This is a genomic window from Streptomyces globosus, from assembly GCF_003325375.1.
Classification (GTDB): Bacteria; Actinomycetota; Actinomycetes; order Streptomycetales; family Streptomycetaceae; genus Streptomyces; species Streptomyces globosus_A.
This window is the reverse complement of sequence record NZ_CP030864.1, coordinates 110,125-129,917: the sequence shown is the minus strand read 5'-3', so window position 1 is coordinate 129,917 and position 19,793 is coordinate 110,125. Positions and strand designations below refer to the sequence as shown.

Genomic DNA, 19,793 nt, shown 5'->3' with positions numbered 1-19,793 from the left:
GGCCCCTGCCGTGTCCGGCGCCCGGTCCTGACACGGACCCCGGCCCGCGTCCGGCCCACGTGTGACCGGTGCCGGCAGACAGTCCACATGTCTGCCGACACCGGGCGCACTCTTCCCCGTATTACCAGACAACTGGAGGAACAGTCATGTCCGTGCTGATCGAGAAGGTCAACGCCGGTGCCGCCCGTGCCGCCGAGAGCCCGGTCGCGCCCGTGATGGCGACCCCGGCCGCGTTCACCGTCGGCTTCGTCGGCGGCGCCAAGGCCACCGCCATCATCGTCGCCGCCGCCGGCGTCGGTGCGGCCGTCAAGGCCTGCCAGAAGTAAGCGGATCAGGGGCGGCGAGCCTTCAGCGGTTCCCGGCTCTCCGCCCCTGCACTCCTCCGCCCCCGCACTCCTCCGGCCTCCACCCCCGCGGCCCTCCACCCACCCATGCTGCGATCAGGAACAGATCATGCTGTCACGTCTCCGCCGAGTCGCTGAAGCGGCGTGTGCGCACCCGCTCGCCACAGCGGAACGGCTGTCCGCCGCCACACACCTGCTGTCCAGCCTCGAATACCTCGTCCGCAGGACCGACCGGCAGCCGGGCGGCCTGAACGACTGGAACCACACCAGGTCCCAGGTTCCCGGCCGTACGAAGGCCACCCAGGCGGTCAAGGACTTCGTCGCCCGGGAGCCGGTCACCCAGGCCATCCACGCCTCACGGGTCCTGGCCGCAGCCGTCCTGATCTCGCCGGTGCGGAACAACTCCGTACGCATGGCCGCCAACGCCTACCTGGTCGGCAGCCAGCTCGCCGTCTACCCGCGCCACCTGTTCGGCACCGACGGCTCGGACCAGGTGTCCTTCCTCGTGCAGACGGCCGCCGCCCTCGGCCGCGCGGGCGGCACCGACGCCACCCGCAACGCCGCCGTCCAGTTCATCGGCGCCCAGACCGTCCTGTCGTACGGCGCCTCCGGCTGGGCCAAGCTCCCCGGCGACGCCTGGCGCTCCGGCGACGCCCTCGCCAAGATCATGCGCACGCAGACCTACGGCGACGAGTGGTTCTTCAACAAGCTGGAGAAGTACCCCGCCGCGTCCCGTGCCATCTGCCACACCGTGCTGGCCCTGGAGTGCGGCTTCCCCCTCCTGCTGCTGAAGAAGGGCAAGTACGTGGACGCCGGGCTCGCGGCCATGGGCGCCTTCCACCTGGCCAACGCCCGCTTCATGGGACTCTCCCGCTTCGCCTGGGCGTTCGTCTCCACCTACCCGTCCGTCCGCGCACTCGCCAAGGGCACCAAGGAGGCAGCGTGAAGCCCCTGACCTTCCCCCGCCTCACCGGCGCCGGCCTGGCGGCATGCCTCGCCGCCGGCATCGCCCACCAGGGCTACGCCGAGCTGGCGACCCGCACCCGCCGCCACGCCGGCTTCGAACGCCGCCGCGTCCGGTGCGACACCGGCAACATCATCACGTACCACGTACGCCGCGGAACCCCGGGCGGCCCCACCCTCGTGTGCGAGGCCGGGCTGATGAACACCGCCACCTCCTGGCTGCTCCTCGCCGACTTCCTCGACCCGTCGATCTCCGTGCTCGTCTACGACCGGGCCGGCTACGGCAGCTCGCTGCGGCGCTGCCCCGAGGACTACTCGCTGAACGAGTCCGTCGGCGACCTCCTCCAGGTCATCGCCGACGGAGCCGGCACCGACGGCGCCTGCGTCCTGGCCGGGCACTCGCTCGGCGGCTACATCGCCCACCGGGCGGCCGCCGCGGCCCCCGACCGCGTGGACGGCGTCGTCCTCGTCGACCCCAACCACCCGCGCGAGCTCATCCACTCCCGCAAGCAGCGCGAGGGCGCCCGCGCCGCCAACCTGACGATGAAGCTGGGCCCCTGGTCCGCGACCCTCGGCGCCGGACTGCTCATGGACAAGAAGGGCATGTTCGCCTTCGCGGCCGGCAGCCCCCACCACCGGGCCCTGCGCCTGGAGGGGTCCGCCCCCTCCACCTGGCGCGCCGCCCTGCGGGAGTGGAACTACTCGTACGCCTTCATGCTCGACGGCGGCCGCCCGCTCGACCGCCTGCATATACCGGTGTGGGTGGTCGCCGCCGAATCGACGGTACGGGACATCCCCGAACACCACGACCTCTACGAGGAGTACGTCGCGTCCGGCGACGGAGGCAGCATCATCACCATCCCCGGATCCACCCACGTCTCCGTGACGGGCGGAACGGAACACACCCCGCACACCGCCAAGGCGATCGAGCAGGCGGTCGCAGACGCCGCCGCCCGCCGCGGCGACGACGGCCCGGACCGGAGGGAAGCGGCATGAGCAAGGCGAAGACCGTGATGCAGCAGGCGGTGCCGGCCATCCTCGCCGGATGGTTCGTCGCCTCCGTCCTCAGCCAGCACCCCGACCGCAGCTACGACAAGCTCCGCAAGGCCGACAAGACCGGGACGGGCATCCTCATCCCGAACTGGCGCTTCTTCGCCCCCAACCCGGCGGTCGACGACCAGCACTTCCTGTACCGGCTGGCCACCGCCGACAAGTCGGAGCACACCGAGTGGCGCGAGGTGTACTCCATCGCCCCGCGCAAGCTCGTCCACGCCTTCTGGTTCCCCGGCCGCCGCATCGAGAAGGCCATCTTCGACGTGGCGTCCACCCTGCTCCACAACCCCGGCGCGATGACACCGCTGCACCAGGAGGCCAAGGAGGGGGCCTACCACCTCATCAACGAGTTCGTGCGGCAGCGCCTCACCCCCGAACCGGGCTACCCCCTCTTCCAGGTGATGCTCGTCCGCTACTCCGGCTACGACCACAGCGAGGACCCCAAGTACGACATGGTCTTCGACTACGAAGAGGTGAACCGGTGACCCGGGACGTGCAGTACGGCACCGCCGTGGCATCCGTGTACGACACGCTGATCGCCCCCGCCATGCCCACCGGGGAGGCCGTGGACCGGCTCCGGCCCCACGTCGCCGGCGGCCGCGTCCTCGAGGTCGGCGTGGGCACCGGCCGCATCGCCGCCCCCGTCGCGTCGATCGCCGCCCACGTCACCGGCATCGACAACTCCGAGCCGATGCTGGAGCAGTTCCGCGCCAAGGGCCTCCCCGGCAACGTCGAACTGGTCCGGGCCGACTTCCGCCGCCCCCTCCCCGTCACCGGCACCTTCACCGCCGCGTACTCCACCATGGGATCCCTGGCGTGCGTGTCCTCCCGCAGCGAACTGACCCGCGCCCTGACCCACGTACGGCAGGCCCTGGAGCCGGGCGCCGCCCTGTGCCTGGAGTACTACTCCACCGCCACCTACCGGCCCCTCGTCGACCTGCACACCCTGACCGTGCCGACCCCCGACCGCCCCGGCACCACCACCTTCACCGTCACCCTCGACGACGCCGGCATCCTCACCATGGACACCCGCGTCGACGAGGACGGCAAGGCTCCCGTGGCCTTCGGCGAGCAGGTCCTCCTCATCGAACGGGACGAGGTCCAGGCCTGCCTGGCCCGCGCCGGCTTCACCGTCGAGGACGTCGTCCCGGCCGGCGAACACGAGCCCTACGACTGGTACACCGCCCGCGCCGACGGGTGACCGAGCCGGGCCGGCTCCAAGGCAACGCGACGCGATCTCTTCTCGAATGAGGGCTGACGAGTGAACATATCCAAGATCGTCCGAGGGCACCGGCTGCTCCTGGCCGCCGGCGTCGTCCTCGGCCTGGCGGGCACCGCGGCCACCCTCCTGCAGCCGCTGCTCATCGGCCGGCTCATCGAAGCCGTCGCCACGGACGCGCCCACGACCTGGCCGATCGTCAGCATCGCGGCCCTCTTCCTCGCCGACGCGGCCCTGGCCGCCGCGCACTTCTACCTGATCGGCCGCGCCGGCGAGAACATCGTCCTCGACATGCGGACGACGCTCACCGGCCGGCTGCTCCACTCCCGTATCCCGGCGTTCGACCGCCTGGAACACGGCGACGTGTTCACCCGCACCGTCGCGGACACCTCGCTCGCCCGCGTCGCCCTCTCCTCCTCCGCCGCCCAGATCGTCACCTCCGGGTTCACCGCCCTCGGCTGCGTCGCCGTCATGGCCTGGATCGACTGGAAGATGCTCCTGGCCACGGTGGGCTGCCTCGGCGCCGCCAGCGCGATCGCCCTCACCGTCGCCCGCGCCGTCCGCAAGGCCGCCGTCGCCAACCGAGAGGACACCAGCGCCTACGGCTCCGGGCTCCTGCGCGTCCTCGGCGCCCTGACCACCGTCAAGGCGTCGCGGGCCGAGCGGCGCGAAGCCGAGCACCTGGGCGGCCTCGCCGAAGCCGCCCGCACCAGCGGCATCCGCGTCACCCGCCTGTCGGCGCTGCTGATGCCCGCCATGAACGTCGGCACCCAGGTCTCCCTCGCCGTCGTCATCACCTGGGGCATGGCGCGCACCGCCACGGGCAGCCTCCCGCCCCAGGACCTGACCGCGTTCATCATGTACCTCTTCTACCTGGTTGCCCCCCTCGTGACGTTCTTCATGTCGCTCGGGGAGCTCCAGCAGGGCCGGGCCGCCATCGACCGGGTACGGGAACTGGCCGCCATCGAACAGGAGCCGGGCGGCACGGCAGCGCCCCGCACCGCCCTCACCGGCCGGCCCGCGGTCGAGTTCGAGGACGTCTCCTTCACCTACGAAGGCGGCGCCGCCCCCGCGACGGACGGCGTCTCCTTCTCCCTCCCCGCCACCGGCGTCACCGCCGTCGTCGGGCCCTCCGGCGCCGGCAAGACCACCCTCTTCCAGCTCATCGAACGCTTCCACACCCCCGACAGCGGCACCATCCGCCTCTCCGGCACCTCCACCGCGGCCATGCCCCTGGACTTCCTGCGCTCCCGTATCGGACTCGTCGAACAGGACGCCCCCCTGCTCCGCGGCACGGTCCGCGAGAACCTCACCTACGCCTGCCCGGACGCCGGCGAGGACGACATCGCCCGGGCCGTGGCCGCAGCCCACCTGACGGACGTCATCGACGCCCTGCCCGACGGCCTCGACACCCGGCTCGGCGAAGGCGGCAGCGGCCTCTCCGGCGGCCAGCGCCAGCGCCTGGCCATCGCCCGCGCCCTGCTCACCCGCCCCGACGTCCTCCTGCTCGACGAAGCCACCTCCCACCTCGACTCCGACTCCGAGCGGGCCCTGCGCGACGCCATCACCGAGATCAGCACCCGCTGCCAGGTCCTCGCCATCGCGCACCGCCTGTCCACGACCATCGGCGCCGACCGCATCCTCGTCATCGAGGACGGACGCCTGCGGGCCAGCGGCACCCACGCCGAGCTGATGGAGCAGGACTCCACCTACCGGCGCCTCGCCGAGGGCCAGCTCGCCCCCGTGGGAGCCGCCGCATGACCGACGCAGCGATCGTCGGCACGGGCCCGAACGGCCTGGCCGCCGCCGTCACCCTCGCCCGCGCCGGCCTGAAGGTGGCCCTGTTCGAGAAGGCCGACACCCTCGGCGGCGGCCTGCGCAGCGTGCCCCTGTTCGACAGCCGCGTCGTGCACGACATCTGCTCCGCCGTGCACCCGATGGCCGCCGCCTCCGCCTTCTTCCGCCGGTTCGACCTCCAGGCCCGCGGCGTCCGCCTGCTCCAGCCCGACATCCCCTACGCCCACCCCCTGCCGGACGGGGGCGCGGCCGCCGCCTGGCGCAGCGTCACCCGCACCGCCGCCCACCTGGGCGCGGACGCAGACCGCTGGACCCGCCTCATGGGACCCCTGGTCGCCCGCTCCCGGTCGGTCGTCGACCTGGTCCTCTCCGACCAGCGCACCCTGCCCCGCGACCCGGCGGCCGCCGTGCGGTTCGCGACGCGCGTCCTGGCGCACACGACGGGCCTCGGCGCCTTCCGCACCGAGGAGGCCAAGGCACTCCTCACCGGCGTGGCCGCCCACGCCGTGGGCCGCCTGCCCTCCCCGGCATCGGCGGCGGTCGCCATGCTCCTCGGCCACACCGCGCACAGCAGCGGCTGGCCGCTGCCCGAAGGCGGCAGCGCCCGTATCGCCGACGCCCTGGCGGCCGACATCACCGCGCACGGCGGCGCCTTCCACACCGGATGGCACGTCCGCGACCTGTCGGAACTCGGCGACGTCCCGCTGGTCCTGCTCGACGTGAGCCCCAAGGAGTTCCTCGCCCTCGCCGGCTCCCGCCTGCCCGGCCGCTACCGGAACGCCCTCGCCCGGTTCCGCTACGGGCCCGGCGCGGCCAAGGCCGACTTCCTGGTCGACGGCCCCATCCCCTGGACGAATCCGCTCGTGGGCCGGGCCGGCACCGTACACCTGGGCGGCACGCACGCCGACATCGTCCGGCAGGAGAACGCGACCGCGGCCGGCCGGCGCATCCCCGACCCGTTCGTCCTCGTCGTCGACCCCGCGGTCACCGACCCCGGCCGCGCCTCCGGAGCCAGGCGGCCCGTCTGGGCGTACGCGCACGTCCCGCACGGAGACACCCGCGACCCCGTCGACCTGATCCGCACCCGCATCGAGGCGTACGCGCCCGGCTTCACCGACACCGTCATCGCCTCCCGGGGCATGTCGGCCGCCTCGTACGAGATGTACAACCCCAACTACGTCGGCGGCGACATCGCCGCAGGGGCGATGACCCTGCGCCAGTCCCTCGCCCGGCCGACGCCCCGCCTCGACCCCTACACCACCCCGCTCCCCGGGGTGTACCTCTGCTCGGCCTCCACCCCGCCGGGCCCCTCCGTCCACGGCATGTGCGGCCACCTTGCCGCCCTGTCCGCGCTCCGCCGCCACCACGGCGTCTCCACCCCGCCCTCCCTGGGCCCGAAAGAAAAGGCACTGCTCTGATGCGTATCCGGTCCTGGGCCACAGCGGTCACCGCTGCGGCGTGCTGCATCCTCCCCCTCGCCGCCCCGGCGGCCGCCGAGGACAAGCCGGCCCGCGGCGTCGCATGGTCCGCCTCCCACGAGACGGCGACCGCCTCGGGCGGACGCTGGGTGGAACGGCCCTCCACCGGCGGGCTGCTCCAGGTGGTCGCCGAAGGACGCCTCGCCAACACCGGCGAGGGCTGCTACTCGGTGTGGGCGCGCTGGCAGTTCGACTTCGTGCCGACGCCGCCGCGCAAGCAGGCCACCGTCTGCGGCAACGACACCGTCGACGTCCGGGTGCGCCAGTCGTACATGCCCACCACGACCGGCTCCATCGCCGTCTGCAAGGGTACGGAGGACACCCGGGACTGCGGCTCCTGGCAGAGCCTCACCTCCTGGCCCGTCACCCGACCGTAACCACCTGCCCCGAAGGAAGGAAACCCGTGAACGGCATCGACAAGCAGGACCTCGACCAGCTCATCACCCACACCTACGCCGAGATCAAGACGGCGATCACCTCGCACAGCGAGAAGAGCCTCCTGATGTACAGCCAGGCCCTGAGCACCCTCCTGGAACTCCGCCGCCAGCTCGCGGAGAACCCCCCGACCACCTGACCCACCCCCCCCAAACCGCCGGGGCCGGGCCCCACTTCCCGGGGCGCGGCCCCGGCGGCGCGGGACACAGCGAGGGGGGCCGACACCCCGCGCGTCAGTCTTCGGCGGGATCGTCCTGGATCCGCAGGCCGGCCACCCAGAGCGGCATCAGCCAGTGCACGGTCAGCGCGGCGAACAGCACCGGCGCGACCAGCCCTTCGACCTGAAGGCCCCCGAACCATCCGGCCGCGCCCACACCGGCCGCAGCGAGCAGCAGGAGCAGCCCGGTGCTCCGGTGGGCGACGGCATGGACGCGGTCCCGCTCGGCGAGCTGGCGCTCGTCCAGCATCCGGCTGCGCAGCTCCAGCAGTCCGCGGGTGGCACCGTTGATGGCGCCGGTGGCCACCACCCAGAGCGGCAGCACGGCCAGCATGGCGAACAGCGGCCAGCGCGCATCGCTGAACATCGTGGCGGACCAAGCGGCGAAGCCGGCCGCGGTGAGCAGGAGGTGGGCGCCGATGACGGCCCGCCTGCGCGCGGCCGTCGCGTACATCGGGGCTGCCGCCCGGTCGTTCATGACGGCGTACATCCGCCGGTCCAGCTTCGTCGCGGTCGTCACTGCTTCCTCCCGTAGACCTCGTCGGTGAGCGGCCGGAACGGCTCGAGGGAGAACAGCGCCTCCACCGGCAGTCCGAAGAACCCGGCGATCTTCAGCGCCAGGTCGAGGCTGGGGTTGTACTGCCCCCGCTCGATGTAGCCGATGGTCTGGTAGTGGACTCCCACCGTGTCGGCGAGGGCCTGCCGCGACACCTTGCGCTCGGCCCTCACCACCGCCAGCCTGTTGTGCACCTGCTCGCTCATGTATAAGAAGTACTACATTGACGAGCAGTCACACAACACGGCTGCCCCACAGGCATCAACCGGTGCGCCCGGCCGTCAGCGGGAGGGCTCCCAGCGGCGCCCCACCGTGTCGTACGCGTACCGGGGCAGACCCGCGACGGCACTGGTGCGGAACGGGCGCCCGCCCTCGTCGATCCGCACGGTGCCCTGACGGCCCTGGGAGGACCAGTCCAACTCCAGGTACCAGAGGCAGTCGCACCCCTTCGTCCCGGCCGTCACCAGCAGCACCTCGGGGTCCTTCGCCGAGACGCGGTACGGCATGCTCACGGCAGGGATCGGCGTGCCGGCGTCGTTCCCGGCGACCGCGCGGGCGAGCGGCCGGTCCTTGTCCAGGTCCACGGCGAAGTAGCGCGGAGTGACCGCCCCGCCGCAGCCCTGGTCCATGGCGTAGGCGCTGCCCCGGACCGGCGCCGTACGGCCGACCACCCGCACCCGCAGCGCCTCCAGCACGACGGCGGTGTCGCTGCGGCCCTGCACCGACAACCGCACGTACGTCTCCCCACCGTGCACCGCACCCTGCGCCGCAGCCCAGGCCGCCCCGTCCTGTGGGACGGGCGGCGGGGGCACCTGCCCCGGCGGCTTGGCGACGACGTAGCTGTGACCGCAACCGAACTGCCACCCGTGCGCGTTGACGGACCAGGCGAACGGCAGCCCGTCGGACTGCCCGCCGCGAGGCGGGGCGGATGCGGCGCCGGACGGGCGCGGGGCGCCCGGCTCCGGCACGGCGGAGCCCGCGGGCGGCTCGGAGGCCGCGGCTCCGCCCGGACCGGGTGAGGCGTCCGGCTGCTCCCGCCCTCCGGCTTCCGCACTCCCGGCGGCCGCACTCCCGGCCGCACTCCCGGCCGCGGTCGGAGCAGCGACCGGGGCAGCCGCGCCCGAGGCGGCCGCCCGCCGCCCGTCCGGCAGCGCGGACAGTGCCCCGACCGCCCCGAAGACGGCCAGGACGGCGGCCAGCCCGACCGCCAGGCTCCGCCGCCGGTACCAGGGGCGCCGGGGCGCAGGCAGGCGCGCAGGCGGGGGCGCGGGCGTGGGCGCGGGCGGGAGCGCGGGCACAGGCCCGCTCTCGGCAACCGGAGCACCCCCGGCCTGCGGCACCTCACCCGGCCCGCCTGCCGTACGAGGCCGCCGACGGGCTGCCACGGCCGACATCCACCGCCGGTGGAGATCCAGACGCTGCTCCGACGTCGCCCCGCACAGCGCCGCGAAGCGTTCCAGCGGGGCGAAGTCGAGCGGCACCGCCTCGCCCGCGCAGTACCGGTGCAACGTCGAGGTGTTCATGCCCAGGCGGCGGGCCAGCTGGGCATAGCTGCGGTCCGTACGCCCCTTCAGCTCCCGCAGCAGCGCCGCAAACTCCGCCACCTCGCCGACGCTGTCGCTGACGCCGTCGCCCTGTGCCGACACCGGTCCCCCCGTCCTCGTACGCCCCGCCCCGCCCGGGACGGCATCCCAGGCACCCGTATACCTGCACGTCAGACGGCCTGGGATGGTTCCACCCCGGCGGACCGGCCAGCGGTCGTTGCGCCCGGCCGCCGCGATCCCCGATGCTCTTGGTGTCGCACCGGCCAGGCCCGCGCCGACCAGCCGGCCCCGCCGCGGCATCCACATCCAACGCATTCAGTCACGGGGGACACCCATGTCCATGCGCATCCGAACCAGCGCCCTCACCGCCCTCACCGCCACCGCCGTCGCGGCCGGCACGCTCCTCACCGCACCGGCCGCCGTCGCCGCACCGAAGCCCGCCGCGCCGAAGTTCCTGTCGGCGTCCCAGCTGCCGCCGCACCCGTCGTCGTCCTGGACCGCCGGCCCGGTCACCGAAGGCTTCCCGGAGGCCCTCGGCTTCTGCGTGAGCACGGAGGGCGTGCCCTCCTACGACTACCGCCACCGCGAGTTCCGGACCGACCTGGACACCACCGCCGTGCAGCTCACCGTCGTGGCGGACACGGCCGCCCACGCCAAGGCCCTGGCCAAGCACTATGACGACCTGATCCGCACCTGCGCCGCCCGCATCGAGAAGTCCACGCCCGACGTCGAGGCCGAGGGCCGCGACTACGGCAAGCTGCCGGTCGAGGAGGGCGCCCGCGTCCGCGGCCTGCACACCGAGACGTCCTGGGGCGCCAACGACATCGCGCTCTTCTCGGTGGGCCGGGACGACAGGACGGTCACGGTCGTCCGCTGGGCCCAGATGGGATCCTTCAAGGACGCCCCCGTCCCCGCCTTCAAGAAGACCACCACCACGGCGGTCAACAAGCTCCACTGACCGACAGCGGGGCCGTCCTACCGCCGCAGCCGCCGTGAGGACGGCCCCGGCGCAGCCCGCACTCGTCGGCACCGTGGTCGACCTGAGGTTCGGCCACCTGCAGCTCTGCCGGGTCCGCGGAAGCGAGGAACCGGAACCGGAAGCCGCTGCGGACGACGACGGGCGAAACCGCGGCGAGGAGCAGCCCTCACCCCGAAGGGCGCACCACGGCGCACCGGCTTCCGGACATCCCCACGCCCGCGGCGGCCCCTTCCGCGGCCCGGGGCCACGGCCTTTGGCCGCACACCTGTGCGGACGTTAGGGTCTGACGCCGTAAAGGGGAGAGGTGGCAATGGGGCTCACGGACGCGGACCACGCGGCCCTGGTCGTCGCGGCGCAGGCCGGGGACGACCGGGCGCGCGAGGAGCTGATCGCCGCCTACCTGCCGTTGGTGTACAACATCGTCCGGCGTGCGCTGAGCGCACATGCCGACGTCGACGACGTCGTCCAGGAGACGCTGTTGCGCGCGGTGCGCGACCTTCCCGCCCTGCGCGCCCCCGACAGCTTCCGCTCCTGGCTGGTGTCGATCACGCTCCGCCAAATACAGACCCACTGGCAGCGGCAGCGCGCGACCACCAGCCGGACCGCCGTCATCGACGAGGCACTCCACCTGCCGGACGACGGCCCCGAACCCGAGGACGCGACGATCCTGCGGCTCAAGGTGTCGGACGAGCGCCGCCGGATCGCCGCAGCCGGCCGGTGGCTCGACCCCGACCACCGGGTCCTGCTGTCGCTCTGGTGGCAGGAGCAGGCCGGACTGCTCAACCGGGAGGACATCGCCGCGGCGACGGGCCTCACCGTCGCCCACGCCGGAGTGCGCCTGCAGCGCATGCGCGAGCAGCTGGACCTGAGCCGGACGATCGTCGCCGCCCTGGCGGCCCGCCCGCGATGCCCGCAGCTCGGCGAGACCGTCGCCGGCTGGGACGGTCTGCCTGCCTCGGTGTGGCGGAAGCGGATCGCGCGGCACACCCGCGACTGCCCGCTCTGCACGGCGACGACCGCGGAACGGGTCCCCGCCGAGCTGCTGCTCCTCAGCCTCGCGCCCCTGGCCGTGCCCGCCGGTCTCCTCGCCGCGCTGGCCGCCAAGGGCCTGCTGTCGGGTTCCGCTGCGAGCGCCGCCACCGCCGCACCTGCCATGACGCCCGTCGCCGCCGGCACGGCCGTGAAGGGAGGCGGTCTGCACGGCGCGGCGGCCGGCAAGCTCCACGCGGTGACCGCCCATCCGCTGGCGTGCCTCGCCGCCGGCGCGGTGCTCGTCACCGGTGCCGCCACCTACGCAGCCTGGCCGGAGCCGACGCCGCCCCGGAAGCCCGGCGTCACGGCCGCTCCCACCGCCGACCCCACGGCCGGCAGTGCCGCGCCGGTCCCGTCGGGCACCCCCACGCCGGCCGCATCGCCGCCGGCGAGTCCGTCCGCCGTCCCCCCGGGCACGGTTCCGCTGGGCGCGCACACCCTGGAGTCCGTCGACCGGCCCGACCTCTACCTGACGTACGCCGGCGACTTCGCGACGCTGGGCCGGCTCTCCGAGTCCGGCGGCACGCAGGCACGGCAGCGCGCCACGTTCACGGTGGTCCGGGGGCTCGCCGACACGCGGTGCGTCACCTTCCGCGCAGCAGACGGCCGCTACCTGCGGCACCACTACCTGCGGCTGCGGCTGAGCACCGACGACGGCAGCGAGCTCTTCCGGAAGGACGCGACCTTCTGCCCCCGCCCCGGAACGGCCGCGGGGTCGGTGACCCTGCACGCCCACAACTACCCGGGATCGGTCGTCCGCCACCGCGACGGCGGCATCTGGCTCGACGGCTCCGACGGCACCCCCGCCTTCGCCGGGCAGGCCTCCTTCGTCGTCCGCAAGGCCCGGCCCTGACCACCGTTCGCTGACCACCGTCCGCTGACCGCTGTTCGCTGAGCACCGCCCGCTGACCACCGCGGACGGTGCCGCGCGGTGACCACCGGCGGGCCCGCACCCGGCTCCGGCACTGCGCGCTTCCCCTCCGGGCCGACCGGCCCGCGTCGACGCACGACCGGACCGCGGGGCTCGGCGTAACACTTTTCGCCTGCGAGATGGATCACGGGGCGATCACCGGGGTGACGCGGCTTTTCCGTTACGCGGCCACGCGTTCGCAAGCCTCCACTTCGTGGGGTTCTTCCCGCCGCTCACCATGCGAGCCGGCGCCGGAGGCCCCCCACCCATCGGCACATCCCCGGAAGAAAGCGCACCATGACGCGAGAAACCCGTGAACGCCGCACGCCCCGTACGCAGGAGCGGCTCCTCTCCGAGGCGCCCCGCAACCACCGAGGAGCGGCATGAAGGGCCTGCACCGGCGCGGCCGGCGCCGCCGGACACTGGCGATCGGACTGGCGGCCGCGGCGCTGGTCGGCGGTGCCGTGACGCTCGTCCCCGGCTCCGCGGGAGCCGCGACACCCCTGGGCACGCAGGCGGCGCCCTCCGGCAGGTACTTCGGTACCGCGGTGGCCGCCGGGAGGCTCGGCGACGCGAAGTACACCGCCCTCCTGGACCGGGAGTTCACCATGGTCACCCCGGAGAACGAGATGAAGTGGGACGCCGTCGAGCCGTCCCGCGGCAGGTTCACCTTCGGCCCGGCCGACCAGATCGTCAACCGCGCCGCCGCGCACGGTCAGCGCCTGCGCGGCCACACCGCGGTCTGGCACGCGCAGCTCCCGTCCTGGGTCGGCTCCATCCGCGACGCGAACACACTGCGCGGCGTGATGAACAACCACATCACCACCCTGATGACCCGCTACAAGGGCAGGATCCACTCCTGGGACGTGGTCAACGAGGCGTTCGCCGACGGCTCCACCCGGCACCGCAGCTCGGTGTTCCAGGACGTGCTGGGCGACGGCTTCATCGAGGAGGCGTTCCGCACCGCCCGCGCGGCCGACCCCTCCGCCAGGCTCTGCTACAACGACTACAACATCGAGAACTGGTCGGACGCCAAGACGCAGGGCGTCTACAGCATGGTCAAGGACTTCAGGTCCCGCGGCGTGCCGATCGACTGCGTCGGATTCCAGAGCCACTTCGGCGCCGGCGGCCCCCCGGCAAGCTTCCGGACCACCCTGGCCAACTTCGCCGCCCTGGGCGTCGACGTCCAGATCACCGAGCTGGACATCGCCCAGGCGTCGCCGACCCACTACGCCGACACGGTGAAGGCCTGCCTGTCCGTCGCACGGTGCACCGGCATCACCGTCTGGGGCATCCGCGACAGCGACTCCTGGCGCAGGGGAGAGAACGCCCTGCTGTTCGACGGAAACGGCAACCCCAAGGCCGCCTACACCGCCGTCGTGAACGCCTTCAAGGCAGCCGCCGGCACCACCCCCGGGACCGGCACCGGCACGATCAAGGGCGTCGCCTCCGGCCGCTGCATCGACATCAAGGGCTCCACCAGGGCCAACGGAACCCAGGTGCAGCTGTGGGACTGCCACGGACGGCCCAATCAGCGCTGGACCCGCACCTCCGGCAAGCAGCTGACCGTCTACGGCAACAAGTGCCTGGCCGCCAAGGGCAACGGCACGGCCAACGGCACCGCGGTGGTCATCGAGGACTGCAACGGCAGCGCCGGCCAGCAGTGGAACGCCAACGCCGACGGCACGATCTCCGGGGTCCACTCCGGGCTGTGCCTCGACGCCGTCGGCGCGGCCACCGCCAACCGCACCAAGATCCAGCTGCACTCCTGCTGGTCCGGCGGCAACCAGAAGTGGACCGGCCCGTCCGGGACACCGGCCACGGCAATGCCCGCCCCGACGGGCACCTGTGCCCTCCCGTCCACGTACCGGTGGACGTCGACGGGTGCGCTGGCGCAGCCGGCCAACGGGTGGGCCTCGCTCAAGGACTTCACCCACGTGACGCACAACGGCAAGCACCTGGTCTACGGGTCGAACTTCTCCGGATCCTCGTACGGCTCCATGATGTCCGGGCCCTTCACGAACTGGTCGGACATGGCGTCGGCCCGCCAGACCGGCATGAGCCAGGCCGCGGTGGCCCCCACGCTGTTCTACTTCGCGCCCAAGAAGATCTGGGTGCTGGCATACCAGTGGGGCCCGTGGCCGTTCATCTACCGCACGTCCAGCGACCCGGCCAACCCCGACGGCTGGTCCGCGCCGCAGCCGCTGTTCACCGGCAGCATCCCCCGCAGCGAATCCCCCACCGGCCCGATCGACCAGACCCTGATCGCCGACGACCACAACATGTACCTGTTCTTCGCCGGTGACAACGGCAAGATCTACCGGGCGAGCATGCCCATCGGAAACTTCCCGGGCAACTTCGGCTCCTCGTACACCACAGTCATGAGCGACACGCCCGCCAACCTGTTCGAGGCGCCGCAGGTCTACAAGGTCCAGGGCCAGAACCAGTACCTCATGATCGTCGAGGCGAGGGGTGCGAACCAGGCGCGCTACTTCCGCTCGTTCACGGCCTCCAGCCTCAGCGGTTCGTGGACCCCGCAGGCCGACAGCGAGGGCAACCCCTTCGCGGGCAAGGTGAACAGCGGTGCCACCTGGACCAACGACATCAGCCACGGTGACCTGGTCCGCGACAACCCCGACCAGACCATGACCATCGATCCCTGCAACCTGCGGTTCCTCTACCAGGGCAAGTCCCCCGCAGCAGGCGGCCCGTACGACCGACTGCCGTACCGGCCGGGTCTCCTCACCCTGCAGCGCTGACCCGCCCCGAGCCACAGCACCACGCAAGGAGAACAACCCCCCATGAAGAACCCCACGAACGGCCGGTCCCGCGGACGCCACCGCCGCCGCTGGACCGGAACCGGACTCCTGCTCGGCGTGCCCGCCGTCCTCGTGCCGTATCTCCTGTATGTGCAGGACGACTCCCAGGCCGCGACGATCGACGGCAACGCCTTCTACCGGCTGGTCTCCGTACGCAGCGGCAAGGCGCTGGACGTCAACGCCTTCTCCACCGCCGACGGCACCCGCCTCCAGCAGTGGACCGACCAGAACACCGCCAACCAGCAGTGGAAGCTGCGCCCCACCGGGGACGGCCACTACGAGCTGGTCAACCGCAACAGCGGCAAAGTTTTGGGCATAGCAGGCGATTCGACCGCCCAGGCGGCCGCCGCCGAGCAGCAGACCGACACCTCCTCCACCTCCCAGGAATGGCGGATCGACGAGGTGAGCGGTTCCGGTGCCGTCGTCCTCACCTCCCGCAGGAGCGGCCAGGTCCTGGACGTCTCCGGCGGCTCCACGGCCGACGGCGCGGCAGTCATCCAGTACCGCGGCCACGGCGGCACCAACCAGCAGTGGAAGCTGGTCAGGACGGCCGGGCCCACGGTGTCCGGACCGTACACGTGGCGCAACGCCCAGGTGGTGGGCGGCGGCTACGTCACCGGGCTCGTGTTCAACCCCCGGGAGAAGGGCCTGCTGTACGCGCGCACCGACATGGGCGGCGCCTACCGCTGGGACACCGGGGCCGAACAGTGGATCCCGCTGACCGACTGGATCGGCGAGAAGGACTGGAACCTGCTGGGCATCGACGCGCTGGCCACCGACCCGGTCGACCCCGACCGGCTCTACCTCGCCGCCGGCACCTACACCAACAACTGGGCGGGCAACGGCGCCATCCTCCGCTCCAAGGACCGCGGCCGCACCTTCCAGCGCACCGACCTGCCCTTCAAGCTCGGCGGCAACGAGGACGGCCGCGGGGCGGGCGAACGGCTGGCGGTCGACCCCGCGGCCAACGGCACCCTCCTGCTGGGCACGCGCAAAAACGGCCTGTGGCGCACCACCGACCACGGCGCGACCTGGAGCCAGGTCTCCTCGTTCCCGGTCAAGGACGGGGCGGGCAGCGGCGCCGGCATCTCCTTCGTGACGTACGGACCGGCCGGCAGCAAGACCGTCTACGTCGGCGTCGCCGACCGGAACACCTCCCTCTACCGCTCCACCGACGGCGGCAGCACCTGGCAGGCCGTCCCCGGGCAGCCCACCGGCCAGATGCCGCAGCACGGCGTGCTCTCCGGCGACGGCTCGCTGTACCTGACGTACACCAACGCCCTCGGCCCCAACGGCGTGACGGCGGGCTCGGTGTGGAAGCACACGCCGGCCGGCGGAACGTGGCGGAACGTCTCCCCCTCCCAGGGCAGCTACGGGTTCTCCGGTCTGGCCGTCGACCCGCGCAAGCCCTCCACGGTGATGGTCACCACCCTCGGCCGCTGGTGGCCGGAGGACGAGGTCTACCGGACCACCGACGGCGGCACGACGTGGAAGGCCCTGGCCGACAAGTCCGTACGGGACGCTTCCGCCGCCCCGTACGTCGGCACCGGCACCGGGCACTGGATGACCGCCCTGGCCATCGACCCCTTCGACTCCGGGCACGTGCTGTACGGCACCGGCAGCGGCATCCTGCGCAGCAAGGACGCCAACGCCTCCGACAGCGGCGGCACCAGCCACTGGCACGTGGGCGCCCGCGGGCTGGAGGAGACCGCACTGCTGGACGCGATCGCCCCGCCCGGCGGCGCCCACGTCATCACGGCCATGGGCGACCTCGGCGGATTCCGCCACGACTCCCTGACCGAGGTGCCCGCCGGCCGGCTGAAGAACCCGATGATGACCAACAGCACATCGATCGACTTCGCACAGTCCAACCCCTCGATGATGGTCCGCGTCGGCCGGGGCGGCGCGCAGGACGGCGCCTACTCCACCGACGGCGGCCGCACCTGGAACGGCTTCGCCTCCGAACCGGTGGCCGGCGCCGACACCGGCAGGGTGGCGCTCTCCGCCGACGGCTCGGCCATCGTCTGGACGCAGACCGGCCAGCCCCCGTACCGCTCGACGGACAGGGGAGCGAGCTGGTCGAAGGTCAACGGCCTGGGCGCCGACGCCGCCGTCGTCGCCGACCGCTCCTCGGCCCGGACGTTCTACTCCCTGTCCGGCGGCACCCTGTACGCCAGCACCGACGGCGGCGCGACCTTCACCGCCCGCGCCGCGGGCCTGCCCGCCGGCGGCCGGCTCAAGGCGGTCCCCGGAGCCGCGGGGGACCTGTGGATCGCCGGAGGCGCCCACGGCCTCCTGCACTCCACCGACGGCGGCCGCACCTTCACCGGGCTCGCCGCGGTGAAGTCGGCCTCCGCCATCGGCTTCGGCAAGGCCGCACCGGGCGCCTCCTACCAGGCCCTGTACCTGATCGGCACCGTCAAGGACACCACCGGCGTCTTCCGCTCCACCGACAAGGGCGCCACCTGGCTCCGCGTCAACGACGACGCCCACCAGTGGGGCAGCATCGGCGGCACCGGCGTCATCACCGGCGACCCCGACGCCTTCGGCCGCGTGTACGTAGGCACCAACGGCCGCGGCCTCCAGTACGGCGACCCCTCCTGATCCGACCCCCGACGGGGCCGCAGACCCGACAGCCTGCGGCCCCGTCCGCCCGTCCGCCCGTCCGCCCGTCCGCCCGTCCGCCCGGCCGTCAGGTGGCACCACAACCCGCGCGGCGCGGCTCCTACCCGATCGGGCGACTGTGCCCCGGCTCGACACGGGCCATGATCACCGGGTGAGTTCTTCTCTGATGCGCCGTGCGTGCACCGCCGCCCTGCTGCTGACCTCGACCCTGGCCCCCGCCGTGGCTGCCGCCGCCCAACCCGAACCCCCCGGGCAGGGGGCGGGGCGCGCCGTACAGGCCCGCCTGCTCGGTGAAAAGACCGTTCCGCACAAGCTCGTCTTCCAGGACACCACGGTCGGCGGCCTGTCCGGCATCGACCGCAACCCGTGCACCGGCGAGTACGTGTTCATCAGCGACGACCGTTCATACCTCCAGCCCGCCCGTTTCTACACGGCGAAGCTGGACGTGGACGCCGGCGGGGTGCACGCGGTCGACTTCACCGGTACCCACCCCTTCCTCCAGCCCGACGGCGCGGTCTACCTGCCCCCCACCGCGGGGGACGGCAAGGCCGTCGACCCGGAGGAGATCCGGGTCGACCCGCGCAGCTGCGACTACTGGTGGGCCCAGGAGGGCGACCGTCCCAAGGAGGTCGGCCCGCCGGTGGTCCAGCCGTCCATCCGGTACGCCACCGCCACCGGTGACCACTTCGGCGAGCTGCGGCTGCCGCCGAACTACGAGATCACGATGGAGGAGCGCGGCCCGCGCCGGAACCAGGCGGTCGAGGCGTTCACCTTCGGCTCCCGGGGCAAGGTGGTGACCAGCGCGGTCGAGGGCCCGCTGCTCCAGGACGGCCCCGAGCCGGACGTGGACAACGGAGCGCTGGTCCGCGTCACGCAACAGGACCGCGGCGGCCGCGTCCTCGGCCAGTTCGCCTACCCGCTGGAGAAGATCTTCGCCGAGAACGACCCCGCCAGCCCGTGGGGCCCGGACACCGGAGTCCCGTCCATCCTCGCGTTCCCCGACCAGCCCGACCGCTACCTCGTGCTCGAACGCACCTGGGTCGCCGGCGCGGGCTACAAGATCCGCCTCTTCGACGCCACCACCCGCGGGGCGACCGATGTGCGCGGGACGGAGTCGCTGGCCGGGCAGGCCGTCATGCCGATGCGCAAGAAGCTCGTCGCGGACTTCGACACCCTGGGCCTCTCCGCCGTCGACAACACCGAGGGCATGACGTGGGGCCCGGACCTGCCCTCCGGCGAGCGGCTGCTGATCCTCGTCAGCGACGACAACTTCGCCGAGGAGGCCATCACCCAGATCGTCGCCCTCGGCATCCGCTGACCCTGCGGCGGCAGCCCGCCGGCCGCCCGGTGGGGGTGGAAGACGCCAAGGACACCTTCCGCCGCTGACCGGCAACCACGCCCGGGCCCCGACCCCTTCCCCTGGGTCGGGGCCCGGTCGGCTGCCCGCACCACAGGACACCGTGATCCGGCCGGGGTCCGAGGGGGTGTCGGACCTTCGCATGTGGCGGCCGTCACGCGGCGAACCGGGACATCCCGGAAGTTCCGCCCAGGGGTCCTCGATGGGTGTCCAGGTGGCGTCCCATACGCCCGAAGGGGTGCGTGGCCTGTGAAACTTCCCGGAAATGGGGGCGGGTCGCGACAGGGATTGGCGGAAACCGCTCGCAGCGTGTCCGAAATGCTTGGGGTGGATATTCCGCGGGTTCGAAGTGCCTCCGACCGCAGAGTCGGCGAGCATGATCATCTGCTTGTGGACAGTGCCGATTGGCGACCCTAAGCTCTGCCCTGGCCTGGCCGGAGATGGTCGAGAAAAAGCAATCGACGA

Annotated in this window: 17 protein-coding genes; 14 read left to right on the top strand and 3 right to left on the bottom strand. The window is 72.8% G+C overall.

The genetic code is table 11. From position 1 onward, the window contains the following. The first annotated feature begins 146 nt into the window (after positions 1–146). From C0216_RS31565 to C0216_RS34020, 9 genes are all read left to right on the top strand, one after another. Positions 147–326, top strand: a complete 180-nt coding sequence (locus tag C0216_RS31565; protein WP_114059199.1) for a hypothetical protein — start codon at positions 147–149, stop codon at positions 324–326. 127 nt (positions 327–453) lie between these two features. Next, positions 454–1,290 carry a hypothetical protein gene (locus C0216_RS31560; protein WP_114059198.1) on the top strand — a complete coding sequence of 279 codons (837 nt, stop codon included), beginning with the start codon at positions 454–456 and terminating at the stop codon, positions 1,288–1,290. After that, entirely contained in the window at positions 1,287–2,303 is a 1,017-nt protein-coding gene (locus tag C0216_RS31555; RefSeq protein WP_114059197.1) for an alpha/beta fold hydrolase, read from the top strand. The genes C0216_RS31560 and C0216_RS31555 overlap by 4 nt, the downstream gene beginning before the upstream one ends. Next, positions 2,300–2,845: a hypothetical protein gene (locus C0216_RS31550; RefSeq protein ID WP_114059196.1), complete on the top strand. Its 546-nt coding sequence runs from the start codon at positions 2,300–2,302 to the stop codon at positions 2,843–2,845. The genes C0216_RS31555 and C0216_RS31550 overlap by 4 nt, the downstream gene beginning before the upstream one ends. After that, entirely contained in the window at positions 2,842–3,561 is a 720-nt protein-coding gene (locus tag C0216_RS31545; protein ID WP_246043050.1) for a class I SAM-dependent methyltransferase, read from the top strand. Before C0216_RS31550 ends, C0216_RS31545 begins: the two co-directional genes overlap by 4 nt. Positions 3,562–3,621: 60 nt before the next feature. After that, the gene (locus tag C0216_RS31540; protein ID WP_114059195.1) at positions 3,622–5,340 is read left to right on the top strand and encodes an ABC transporter ATP-binding protein; all 1,719 of its coding nucleotides are present in this window, start codon (positions 3,622–3,624) and stop codon (positions 5,338–5,340) included. Further along, positions 5,337–6,794 carry a phytoene desaturase family protein gene (locus C0216_RS31535; protein WP_114059194.1) on the top strand — a complete coding sequence of 486 codons (1,458 nt, stop codon included), beginning with the start codon at positions 5,337–5,339 and terminating at the stop codon, positions 6,792–6,794. The genes C0216_RS31540 and C0216_RS31535 overlap by 4 nt, the downstream gene beginning before the upstream one ends. After that, on the top strand, positions 6,794–7,231 hold the full coding sequence (locus C0216_RS31530) for a hypothetical protein (RefSeq protein ID WP_114059193.1): 438 nt from the start codon (positions 6,794–6,796) through the stop codon (positions 7,229–7,231). Before C0216_RS31535 ends, C0216_RS31530 begins: the two co-directional genes overlap by 1 nt. A gap of 26 nt (positions 7,232–7,257) precedes the next feature. Further along, positions 7,258–7,428: a hypothetical protein gene (locus C0216_RS34020; RefSeq protein ID WP_174250575.1), complete on the top strand. Its 171-nt coding sequence runs from the start codon at positions 7,258–7,260 to the stop codon at positions 7,426–7,428. Positions 7,429–7,522: 94 nt separating this feature from the next. On the opposite strand, the gene C0216_RS31525 is transcribed toward C0216_RS34020, so the two are convergent. From C0216_RS31525 to C0216_RS31515, 3 genes are all read right to left on the bottom strand, one after another. Continuing rightward, entirely contained in the window at positions 7,523–7,984 is a 462-nt protein-coding gene (locus C0216_RS31525) for a hypothetical protein (RefSeq protein ID WP_174250583.1), read from the bottom strand. A gap of 38 nt (positions 7,985–8,022) precedes the next feature. Next, positions 8,023–8,268 carry a helix-turn-helix transcriptional regulator gene (locus C0216_RS31520; RefSeq protein WP_114059191.1) on the bottom strand — a complete coding sequence of 82 codons (246 nt, stop codon included), beginning with the start codon at positions 8,266–8,268 and terminating at the stop codon, positions 8,023–8,025. Positions 8,269–8,343: 75 nt separating this feature from the next. Then, entirely contained in the window at positions 8,344–9,708 is a 1,365-nt protein-coding gene (locus C0216_RS31515) for a helix-turn-helix domain-containing protein (RefSeq protein WP_428985508.1), read from the bottom strand. Between the two features lie 232 nt (positions 9,709–9,940). Here C0216_RS31515 and C0216_RS31510 point away from each other — a divergent pair, with 232 nt between their 5' ends. From C0216_RS31510 to C0216_RS31485, 5 genes are all read left to right on the top strand, one after another. After that, complete coding sequence (locus C0216_RS31510) at positions 9,941–10,564, top strand: hypothetical protein (RefSeq protein ID WP_114059190.1); 624 nt, start codon at positions 9,941–9,943, stop codon at positions 10,562–10,564. Between the two features lie 331 nt (positions 10,565–10,895). Further along, positions 10,896–12,470, top strand: a complete 1,575-nt coding sequence (locus C0216_RS31505; RefSeq protein WP_114059189.1) for a sigma-70 family RNA polymerase sigma factor — start codon at positions 10,896–10,898, stop codon at positions 12,468–12,470. Between the two features lie 440 nt (positions 12,471–12,910). Next, positions 12,911–15,286, top strand: coding sequence for a non-reducing end alpha-L-arabinofuranosidase family hydrolase (locus tag C0216_RS31500; protein WP_114059188.1), 2,376 nt, complete (start codon positions 12,911–12,913; stop codon positions 15,284–15,286). Between the two features lie 42 nt (positions 15,287–15,328). After that, the gene (locus C0216_RS31495; RefSeq protein WP_114059187.1) at positions 15,329–17,950 is read left to right on the top strand and encodes an RICIN domain-containing protein; all 2,622 of its coding nucleotides are present in this window, start codon (positions 15,329–15,331) and stop codon (positions 17,948–17,950) included. A 187-nt stretch (positions 17,951–18,137) separates the two neighbouring features. After that, positions 18,138–19,289, top strand: coding sequence for an esterase-like activity of phytase family protein (locus C0216_RS31485; protein WP_114059186.1), 1,152 nt, complete (start codon positions 18,138–18,140; stop codon positions 19,287–19,289). The last annotated feature ends 504 nt before the right edge of the window (positions 19,290–19,793 follow it).

Bases quoted from the DNA above. Each gene is read 5' to 3' on its own strand.
- C0216_RS31565 (WP_114059199.1), top strand. From the start codon at position 147: ATGTCCGTGCTGATCGAGAAGGTCAACGCCGGTGCCGCCCGTGCCGCC.
- C0216_RS31560 (WP_114059198.1), top strand. From the start codon at position 454: ATGCTGTCACGTCTCCGCCGAGTCGCTGAAGCGGCGTGTGCGCACCCG.
- C0216_RS31550 (WP_114059196.1), top strand. From the start codon at position 2,300: ATGAGCAAGGCGAAGACCGTGATGCAGCAGGCGGTGCCGGCCATCCTC.
- C0216_RS31535 (WP_114059194.1), top strand. From the start codon at position 5,337: ATGACCGACGCAGCGATCGTCGGCACGGGCCCGAACGGCCTGGCCGCC.
- C0216_RS31530 (WP_114059193.1), top strand. From the start codon at position 6,794: ATGCGTATCCGGTCCTGGGCCACAGCGGTCACCGCTGCGGCGTGCTGC.
- C0216_RS31525 (WP_174250583.1), bottom strand. From the start codon at position 7,984: ATGAACGACCGGGCGGCAGCCCCGATGTACGCGACGGCCGCGCGCAGG.
- C0216_RS31520 (WP_114059191.1), bottom strand. From the start codon at position 8,268: ATGAGCGAGCAGGTGCACAACAGGCTGGCGGTGGTGAGGGCCGAGCGC.
- C0216_RS31510 (WP_114059190.1), top strand. From the start codon at position 9,941: ATGTCCATGCGCATCCGAACCAGCGCCCTCACCGCCCTCACCGCCACC.
- C0216_RS31505 (WP_114059189.1), top strand. From the start codon at position 10,896: ATGGGGCTCACGGACGCGGACCACGCGGCCCTGGTCGTCGCGGCGCAG.
- C0216_RS31500 (WP_114059188.1), top strand. From the start codon at position 12,911: ATGAAGGGCCTGCACCGGCGCGGCCGGCGCCGCCGGACACTGGCGATC.
- C0216_RS31495 (WP_114059187.1), top strand. From the start codon at position 15,329: ATGAAGAACCCCACGAACGGCCGGTCCCGCGGACGCCACCGCCGCCGC.
- C0216_RS31485 (WP_114059186.1), top strand. From the start codon at position 18,138: ATGCGCCGTGCGTGCACCGCCGCCCTGCTGCTGACCTCGACCCTGGCC.